Source organism: Streptosporangium sp. NPDC006013 (assembly GCF_040614275.1).
Taxonomy (GTDB): domain Bacteria; phylum Actinomycetota; class Actinomycetes; order Streptosporangiales; family Streptosporangiaceae; genus Streptosporangium.
The window spans coordinates 26,054-34,538 of sequence record NZ_JBEXUE010000044.1 but is presented as its reverse complement, the minus strand read 5'-3'; the positions used below and the strand labels follow the sequence as shown (position 1 = coordinate 34,538).

Annotated in this window: 8 protein-coding genes; 1 reads left to right on the top strand and 7 read right to left on the bottom strand. The window is 69.8% G+C overall.

Annotation, left to right across the window (positions count from 1 at the left end; translation table 11 throughout):
* From ABZ260_RS09970 to ABZ260_RS09940, 7 genes are all read right to left on the bottom strand, one after another.
* Positions 1-521, bottom strand: a 521-nt coding sequence (locus tag ABZ260_RS09970; RefSeq protein WP_355615192.1) for an ADP-ribosylglycohydrolase family protein, incomplete at its 3' end; no start/stop codon positions are given.
* Positions 518-1,813, bottom strand: a complete 1,296-nt coding sequence (locus tag ABZ260_RS09965) for a sugar ABC transporter substrate-binding protein (protein ID WP_355615189.1) — start codon at positions 1,811-1,813, stop codon at positions 518-520. The genes ABZ260_RS09970 and ABZ260_RS09965, both read right to left, overlap by 4 nt.
* A gap of 26 nt (positions 1,814-1,839) precedes the next feature.
* Entirely contained in the window at positions 1,840-2,658 is an 819-nt protein-coding gene (locus ABZ260_RS09960; protein WP_355615186.1) for a carbohydrate ABC transporter permease, read from the bottom strand.
* A 1-nt stretch (position 2,659) separates the two neighbouring features.
* A complete protein-coding gene (locus tag ABZ260_RS09955; protein WP_355615183.1) occupies positions 2,660-3,571 on the bottom strand; it encodes a sugar ABC transporter permease in 912 nt (303 codons plus the stop codon).
* A complete protein-coding gene (locus tag ABZ260_RS09950) occupies positions 3,568-4,581 on the bottom strand; it encodes a LacI family DNA-binding transcriptional regulator (protein ID WP_355615180.1) in 1,014 nt (337 codons plus the stop codon). Before ABZ260_RS09950 ends, ABZ260_RS09955 begins: the two co-directional genes overlap by 4 nt.
* Before the next feature lie 425 nt (positions 4,582-5,006).
* Positions 5,007-5,654, bottom strand: coding sequence for a response regulator transcription factor (locus tag ABZ260_RS09945; RefSeq protein WP_355548456.1), 648 nt, complete (start codon positions 5,652-5,654; stop codon positions 5,007-5,009).
* A complete protein-coding gene (locus ABZ260_RS09940) occupies positions 5,645-6,895 on the bottom strand; it encodes a sensor domain-containing protein (RefSeq protein ID WP_355615177.1) in 1,251 nt (416 codons plus the stop codon). The genes ABZ260_RS09945 and ABZ260_RS09940 overlap by 10 nt, the downstream gene beginning before the upstream one ends.
* A gap of 213 nt (positions 6,896-7,108) precedes the next feature.
* Here ABZ260_RS09940 and ABZ260_RS09935 point away from each other — a divergent pair, with 213 nt between their 5' ends.
* Positions 7,109-8,449, top strand: coding sequence for an acyltransferase family protein (locus ABZ260_RS09935; RefSeq protein WP_355615198.1), 1,341 nt, complete (start codon positions 7,109-7,111; stop codon positions 8,447-8,449).
* Positions 8,450-8,485 lie beyond the last annotated feature (36 nt).

The following is an 8,485-nucleotide window of genomic DNA, read 5'->3' as shown; positions in this document are numbered from 1 at the left end:
TTCCTCGACCTGTTCGGCACGGCGCTGACCCCCGAAGCGGTCGCCGACCTGCGCGGGTTCGCGACCGAGGACCTGGCCCGGGTCGTGGCGGAGGCCTCGCCGGGGTCACCCGCGGCGAAGATCCCGTACGGTGCGGCGCGCATGGCCAGGCCGTCCGACCAGCCGTGGCGGTGCCACTGGCCGGTCAGCGGTGGCCGGAGTCCCTGCCGGAGTGCCTGGATCGCGCCGAGCTCGGAGAAGCCCGCGCCCTTCATCGGCCCGTCGATCAGCGGGATGATCTCCTGCTGGTAGGCCTGGACGACGTCCTGGGAGGTCAGCGCGTGCCCGTGCCGTATGAGCAGGGAGGCCGCGAAGATGGTGTACTCGGTGTCGTCGGTGCCGCCGCCGTCGATCTCGGTCAGCCTCCCCCAGCGGGCGGCGATCTGTTCGGGCGAGAGGTTCTCCGCCGGCCGCCCGAGGGCGTCGCCGGCCGCGAGGCCGAGCAGACACCCCCGGGCGCGCCCCCGATGTGTCAACGTCACTGGTTGTACCGCTCCAGCACCTTGTTGCCCTCGTCGACCAGCTTCTTCGCCGTCTCGTCGAGGGTGATCTTGTTGGCGAAGTACTGCTGCAGGGCCGGCGTGGCCACCTTGCTCTTCCACTCGTCGAAGCCGTTGACCTTCAGGAACGGCGCGACCACGAGGTTCTTGACCGATGCGGTCGCCACGTTCCAGCCGTTCTCCTCGGTCGTCATGGCGGGGTCGCCCGCGGCCTTGACGGAGGTCGGCAACAGCCAGTCGCCCTTGGCGAGCTTGACCTGGTTGGAGCCGTTGAGGAAGAAGGAGATGAACTTCAGCGACTGCTCGGGATACTTGCTGTCCGCGGCGACCGACAGCGTCTGCGAGACGGCGCCCTGCTCGGCGGTGACACCCTTCAGCGGCGGGATGGTGATCCACTCGAAGCCGTCCGGCGCCTGCTCCACGACCTGCTGGCGCAGGTAGACAGCGGCGGGCAGCATCGCGTACTTGCCGGCGTAGAAACCGGGCAGCGGCTCGGCCGAGCCCATACCGAGCGTGGACGGGTCGGCGGACCTGTCCTTGTGGAGCTGGTCGTGGATGCGCTGGAGCACCTCACGCTCCTCGGCACCGACCTTGACCGTCGTCTTGCCGCCGGCGTCGGTCTGGAAGAAGGTGCCGCCGAAGTTCAGGGCGAGGTTGAGCACCTTGTTGACCGGCGACTTCATCGGCCAGGCGACGCCGTAGGCGTCACCCTTGGTGAGCTTCTTGGAGATCTCGGCGAACTCGTCCCATGTCCACGGGCTGTCCGGGGCCGGGATCCGCACGCCGGCCTTGTCGAGCAGCTTCTTGTTTCCGATGATGACCTGCGACTCCTGCAGGAACGGCACGCCGTACACGCCCTCCCCGCCCTTGCCGTCGCCGAAGGTGACGGTGTCCCAGGCGCTCTGCGGGATGTCGCCCTTCAGCTCGGCCGGAACCTTGTCCTTGAGGTCCAGCAGGTAGCCGCGATTGGCGAAGCCGGCCAGGGCCGGGGAGTCGTCATGGATGACGTCCGGGGGGTCGCCCGCCTCGAAGGAGGTGACGAGCTGGTCGTTGACGTTGTCCCAGCTTCCCTGGATGTACTCGACCTGGATCTTGGGGTTGGCCTTGTTCCACTCCTCGACGAGCTGCTTGTTGGCGGCGATCGACTCCTTCTGCCAGGCGAGGCTCTGGAATTTGATCGTCACCGGCTCATCGGGGGCGGCCGCGGGCGATTCCGAACCGCATCCGGCGGCCAGAACGAGGAGGCCTGCGGCCAGCACGACCCTCATGCGCATATGACTTCTCCTATCGGGGGGTGGGGCTATCCCTTGACGGCCCCGGCCATCAGGCCGGACTTCAGCCGTCGCTGGATGAATGCGAAGAACACCAGGCTCGGGATCGTCGCCAGAAGCGAGGCTGCGGCGAGCGGCCCGAGGCGCACGACCCCCTCCGCGCCGGTGAACTTCACCAGCGTCAGCGGCAGGGTCGCCACATCCGGGTCCTTGAGGACGATCAAGGCGAACAGGAACTCGTTCCAGGAGGAGATGAACGAGAACAGCAGGGTCGCGACCACGCCGGGGGCCAGCAGCGGGGCGACGACGCTCAGCAGCGACCGCACCCGCCCGGCCCCGTCCACCGCGGCGGCCTCCTCCAGCTCACGCGGTACGGCACGCACGTATCCCTGGAGCATCCACAGCGCGAACGGCAGCGTGAAGGTGACGTGCACAACGGTCAGGCCGGGCAGCGTGTTCACCAGGTCCAGCCTGCGCAGCACCATGAACAGCGGGATGATGATCAGGATGAACGGGAAGACCTGGCTGACCAGCACCCATCCGATCGCGATTCGGTTGACCATCGAACGGTACCGAGCCAGCGCGTAGGCGGCGGGCAGCGCCAGGATCACGGTGAGCACCGCGCTGGCCACCGCGACGACGAGGCTGCGCACCCCGCTGCCGACCAGGTCCTGCTCGGCGAAGGCGTCGGCGAAGTTGGTCAGCGTCGGTGAGCGCGGGATCCACGTCGGGTCCAGGCTCGCCATCTCCTGCGGCGTCTTCAGTGCCGTGGACAGCAGCCAGACCAGCGGGAACGCCAGGAAGACGAGGTAACCGGCCAGGGCCAGATAACGCAACGCCTTGCCCATGTCAGCTCGCCTCCCGCATCTGCCGCCAGAGGTAGGCGCCCAGCACGGCCAGCACGACGATCACGATCGCCACGCCCAGGGTGGCCGCGTAGCCGAAGAAGCCGTAGCGGAAGGCCTCCTCGTAGGCGAACAGCATGGGCAGGCGGGTCTGGCCTCCCGGGCCGCCCTGCGTGAGAACGTAGACCAGCCCGAACTGGTTGATGTTCCAGACGAAGTCCAGTGAGGTGATGGCCACGATGACCGGGCGGAGCTGGGGCAGCGTGATGTTCCAGAACCTGCGCCAGACACCCGCGCCGTCCACCTCGACCGCCTCGTACAGCTCCTTGGGGACGCTCTGCAGCCCGGCCAGCAGCACCACCGTGGTCTGCGGCATACCGGTCCAGATCCCGACGACGATCACCGCGGGCAGCGCGATGGAGAAGTCGTTGAGCCAGTCGATCTCGGTGCCCAGCATGCTGTTGAGGATCCCGGCGTCCGGATGGTAGACCAGCCGCCACATCAGCCCGATGACCACCGGCGGCATCGCCCACGGCACCATGGCCAGTACCCGGGCGAACCCCCGGAACCGCAGATCCTGGTTGAGCAGCAGGGCCAGCCCCAGCGAGGCCAGGAACTGCAGCACCGTCACCGAGACCGCCCAGATCATCCCGATCCGGAACGACGCCCAGAAGTCCCCGTCGGAGAGCAGGTCTCCGAAGTTCGACAGCCCGACGAACGAGGTGACCGAGTTACGCCCGGAGCGCGCGTCGGTGAACGCCAGGAAGATCCCGTAGAGCAGCGGCCCCACGCTGAACACCAGCACGGGCACCAGCGCGGGCAGCATCAGCAGCAGCGCCTCACGCCCCTGCCGCCCGCCCTTCCGGGGTTTCCTCGGGCTCGCCGTCCTGACCGGCCGGTCGGCGGTGAGGGTCACGGCGTCTCCTCTCCTGTGGTCGAGGCCCTGACCACCAGGCGGGGCGGCACGGTGACCACTCTGGGCTCCCGCTCGCCGTTGCCCAGCCGGTCCAGAAGCAGTTCCGCCGCCGCCCTGCCCCGCTCGGCCGAGCCGAGGGAGACGCTGGTCAGGGCGGGCCAGGCGACCGCGGCCATGTCGATGTCGTCCATGCCGGCCACCGCCACGTCCTCGGGCACCCGGCGGCCGGTCCGGCGCAGGACGTCCAGGGCGCCGAGCGCGATCAGATCGTTGGCGCACATGATCGCGTCCAGGTCGGGTGCCCTGGCCAGCAACCGGCTCACCGCGGCCGCGCCCTCGGCGCGGTAGAAGTCACCGATCTCCACCAGGTTCTCGTCATACGGCAGGCCGAGGGCGGTGAGCGCCTCGGCGTAAGCGGTGGACCGGGCCGAACCGGGGACCGTGTCCAACGGGCCGTTGACGAACCCGATCCGGCGGCGTCCCAGGGAGTGGAGGTGGTCCAGCGCCAGCCGTACGCCGGTGCGGGAGTCGGTGCGGATGTTGTCCACCCGCGTGCCGTCCGGCACCGAGCCGATGATGACGACGGGGGCGCGGGCCGCCTCGACGGCCTTCAGATGCGCCTCACTCACCCTGAGCGGGATCATGATCAGCCCGTCCACGTAGCGCTCGCCGAGGCTGCGGAGCACGTCGATCTCGTCGGCGACGTCCGCGTCCGTGGAGTGCAGCACGAGACGGTATCCGGCGGCCTTCAGCACCGGCTGGATCTCACGGACCATCGCCAGGTAGACCGGGTTGCCGATGTCCGCCATCGCGAAGGCCACCTGGTTGGTCCGGCGCGACTTCAGCGACCGGGCCACCGAGTTGGGGACGTACCCCAGTTCCTCAGCCGCGCTGAGCACCCGGCGCACGGTGTTCTCACGGGTCGGCAAACCGTTGAGGACGCGGGAGACCGAGGCGATCGAGACGCCCGCCCGCTCCGCGATCGTGGTGATCGTCGGCCCGTCGCTCACAGAGACCACGCCTTTCTGTAAACGATTACGATGACCTTGATGACTTACTGAAAACGTTTACGGAGTTAGAGGAATGTAACTCGCGCGCAACGGAGGGCGTCAAGTCACGATCGAGTAACAGCACGCACGGTGGACGGCGGCCCGGCTGTCGCGGCGTTCCAGCCGGCGGGCAGGGGGCAGCGGCACCACCTGGTCGGCGGATACGTCCCGACGCTCCCGGACGTCCCCGGAAGTGCCGGTGGCGTGGCTCGTCGCCAACGGATGTCCGGAACGGACGAACTGACCGTCGTCCGATGGCAGGTGGCCGGGCCCGAGTCATGGGCGACGGTCACGGGCCGGACCCCGGTCGCGTGCCCGGAGCCTGTCGAGCGGGCATCCGACGTGACCGTACCGACGCCGAGCTGCGCCGGGCGGGACCGGCGAGGTCAGGAACGCAGGTAGGCCAGGACCGCGAGGACGCGGCGATGCTGGTCGCCGTCCTCGGCGTACAGGCCGAGCTTGGCGAAGATGCTGCGGATGTGCTTCTCCACGGCCCCGTCGCTGATCACCAGCTGACGGCCGATGGCGGGGTTGGATCTGCCCTCGGCCATCAGGCCGAGCACCTCGCGCTCGCGCGGGGTGAGCTGGGCGAGAGGGTCGTCACGACGGCGCCGCACCATCAGCTGTGCCACCACCTGGGGGTCGAAGACCGTGCCACCGGACGCGACGGTGCGCAGGCCCGCCATGAAGTCGTCCACATCCACGACACGGTCCTTGAGCAGGTATCCCACCGCGCCCCTGGCGTCGGCGAGCAGGTCGTCGGCATAGGAGACCTCCACGTACTGGGACAGGATCAGCACCGGCGCGCCCGGCACCCTCCGGCGCGCCTCCACCGCCGCCCGCAGCCCCTCGTCCGTGAAGCCGGGCGGCATCCGCACGTCCACCACCGAGACGTCGGGCCTGTGCTCGGCGACGGCGGCCACCAGCCGGTCACCGTCCCCCACCGCGGCGACCACCTGGCAGCCGAACTCCTCCAGGAGCCTGATCAGGCCCTCCCTGATGAGCACCGCGTCATCGGCCACGACTACCCGCACGGAACCTCCGCCACTATGACCGTCGGCCCGCCGACGGGTGAATCGACCACCAGCTCGCCGTCGACCGCCTTCAGGCGGTCACCGAGACCGGACAGGCCATGCCCCTTGGCGACATGTGCGCCGCCGACCCCATCATCCCCGATTGTCAGCATCAGGAAGTCACCCGTCCTGGTCAGCGTCACGGTGCAGATCGTGGCGTGGCTGTGCTTGGCGACGTTGGTGAGGGACTCCGCGACGACGAAGTAGACGCTGTTCTCCACGGCGGCGGGGAATCGCCCCTCCACCTGGACGTCCAGCTCGACGGGGACGGTGCAGCGCCCGGCGAGCGCGGCGAGCGCGGGGGCCAGGCCGCGGTCGCTGAGGATCGGGGGGGCGATGCCGCGCGAGAGGGCACGCAGCTCGTCCAGCGTCTCGCGGGTGGAGGTGATGGCCTGGCCGAGCATCTGCTCGACTCCCGCCGGATCGCGCTTGAGCTGGCGCTGTGCCCGTGACAGGTCCATGGCCAGGGAGACCAGGCGCTGCTGCGGCCCGTCATGGATGTCACGCTCCAGCCGGCGCAGCGCGTTGGCCTCGGCCGACACCGCGGCGGCCCGGCCCTCGGCCAGGTCGTCGATGCGATCGTGCAGCTCGGCCACCCCGGTCAGCATGGCCCTGCCGAGCCCGGCCTGGACGAGCGCCGCGCCCCGCACGACCGGCGAGAGAGTGATCGCGAACAACACGCCGATGACGGTGTTGATCACCACCTCGACCCAGAGACCGCCGCCCAGGCCGAGGAGCAGGCCGAGCCCGCCGTCGTTGCCAGGGATGGCGTAGACGATCCACCCGTAGAGCGGGTAGGTGAGGCCGAGGATCGTCCCGGCCCACCAGACCACCGTGAAGACGAAGGTCACGATGGAGATCGGGAAGGCCACGATGCCGTAGAGCAGGTCGAGCCAGGACTGGCCGTTGGTCAACGGATTGATCATCCTGCGGAACCATCCGGCGCTCTGCGGAGCGGGCCGGTACCTCGGCCTGGCGACGGGGCGGCCGAGCACCTCGGGCAGCCAGCGTCGCTCGACGTCCGCGAGGCCCCGGGCGACCAGGAGTGTCGTCGCCAGGATGGGCAGGCCCACGAACACCACGGCCAGGCCTGTCCCTGCGGCGAAACCGGCCACCATGATGACGAACCAGATGACGGAGAGGGGGAAACCCACGAGCAGGTAGCGGGTGTCGGTGCCGATGCGGCTGAGAAGGGTTCTCATGCCGTCAACGCTATGAGGCCGGACCACCGCAGGCGACCCTGCACACCCGTTTGTCGGGGTGGGGCCAGCACTACCTTCGGTGGTGGGGGGATCCGGCGAGAAGACTGATGCATACGTCACTGCGCCGAGGCGGTCCCGGCGGGAGGCTTTTCACACAGCCTTTCCTGAGGTTTTCGCTCCCCCTCCCCGAGAATCGAGACCCCTTTGACCGCCGTGATCCCCAGCCCGGCAACGCGTCCGGCAGCCCGCACGGCACCGGCGCCCGCCGGTCGCGACCCGTTCATCGACGTGCTCCGCGTGTTCGGCATGGCCCTGGTGGTGCTCCAGCACTGGAGCATTCCGGTGCTCTCCTTCGCCGACGGCCGGATCACCACCGGCAACGCGCTGGCCACCGGGAACGGCTGGATGATCACGTGGATCAGTCAGGTGATGCCGCTGGTCTTCTTCGCCGGGGGCGCGGCGGGCGCGATCAGCAGGCGCGCCGCCGTACGGCGCGGTGACGCCACTCCCGCCTGGCTGGCGACGCGCCTGCGCCGCCTGGCCTGGCCGGTGGTGCCACTGGCGGCGGTCTGGCTGCCCCTCCCCCATCTGCTCCTGACGCTCGGCGTGCCGGAGCAGCCGGTCATGACCGCCTCGCGGCTGGCCGGACAGCTTCTCTGGTTCCTGGTGATCTATCTTGTCGCGGTGGCGTTGACCCCGCCGATGCTCAGGCTCAACATGGCGTACGGCTGGCGGGTGCCGGCCGCGCTGGCGGCGGGGGCGGTGGCGGTGGATCTCCTGCGCTTCACCAGCGGCCTGGAGGTGGCAGGTCTCCCCAACATCGTGCTGATCTGGCTGGCGGTGCACCAGCTCGGCTTCCTGTACGCCGACGGGCGGCTGGGCCGCCCCTGGATCCTGGCGCTGGCCGGGTACGGTCTGGCCGCGGCGCTGGTGACCTTCGGCCCCTACCCGCTCAGCATGATCGGGATGCCGGGTGCCGCCGTCTCCAACATGGCACCGCCCACGCTCGCGCTGCTCTCGGTCGGGGTCGGCCAGATCGGGCTGGCGCTGGCGCTGCGCCGCTGGATCGTCTCATTCGCGGAGTGGCCCGGGGTGTCGAGGGCGCTCGGCTGGGCCGGCGGCCGGATGATGACCCTCTATCTGTGGCACATGAGCGCGCTGTTCGTCATCGTCTCGATGGTCGTGGTGGGCCTGGGAGTCTCCACCCCCGAGCCGGGCACCTCGGCCTGGGTCTCCGGCTGGCCGCACTGGCTGCTCATGCTCACCCTGGCGATGTGGCCGCTGCTGCGGGGGCTCGCGCGGTTCGAGACGCCCCCCTCGGGCAGGCCGTACACCGGGGGGATGGCCAGGATCGTCGTGGCCACCGTGCTGGTGGGACTGGGGCTGCTCACGCTCACCGCGATCGGCTTCGTCCCGGGGACGGCGCCCCTGCTCGGGGCGGGCGCGATCGTGGCGGGCCTGGCGCTCACCGGCCCGTCCTTTCGCACCTCACCCGCCTCACGGTCGGGCGTTCCCGGGCCGCGTCCGGCCTCGGATCACCCGCGGCACGTCTGACGGCTCCGGCGCTCCAGCCGACGCCAAGTCCTTTTA

What these genes read in the sequence shown, in the direction of transcription:
- ABZ260_RS09960 (WP_355615186.1), bottom strand. Translation starts at nt 2,658, where the DNA reads ATGGGCAAGGCGTTGCGTTATCTGGCCCTGGCCGGTTACCTCGTCTTC.
- ABZ260_RS09940 (WP_355615177.1), bottom strand. Translation starts at nt 6,895, where the DNA reads ATGAGAACCCTTCTCAGCCGCATCGGCACCGACACCCGCTACCTGCTC.
- ABZ260_RS09965 (WP_355615189.1), bottom strand. Translation starts at nt 1,813, where the DNA reads ATGCGCATGAGGGTCGTGCTGGCCGCAGGCCTCCTCGTTCTGGCCGCC.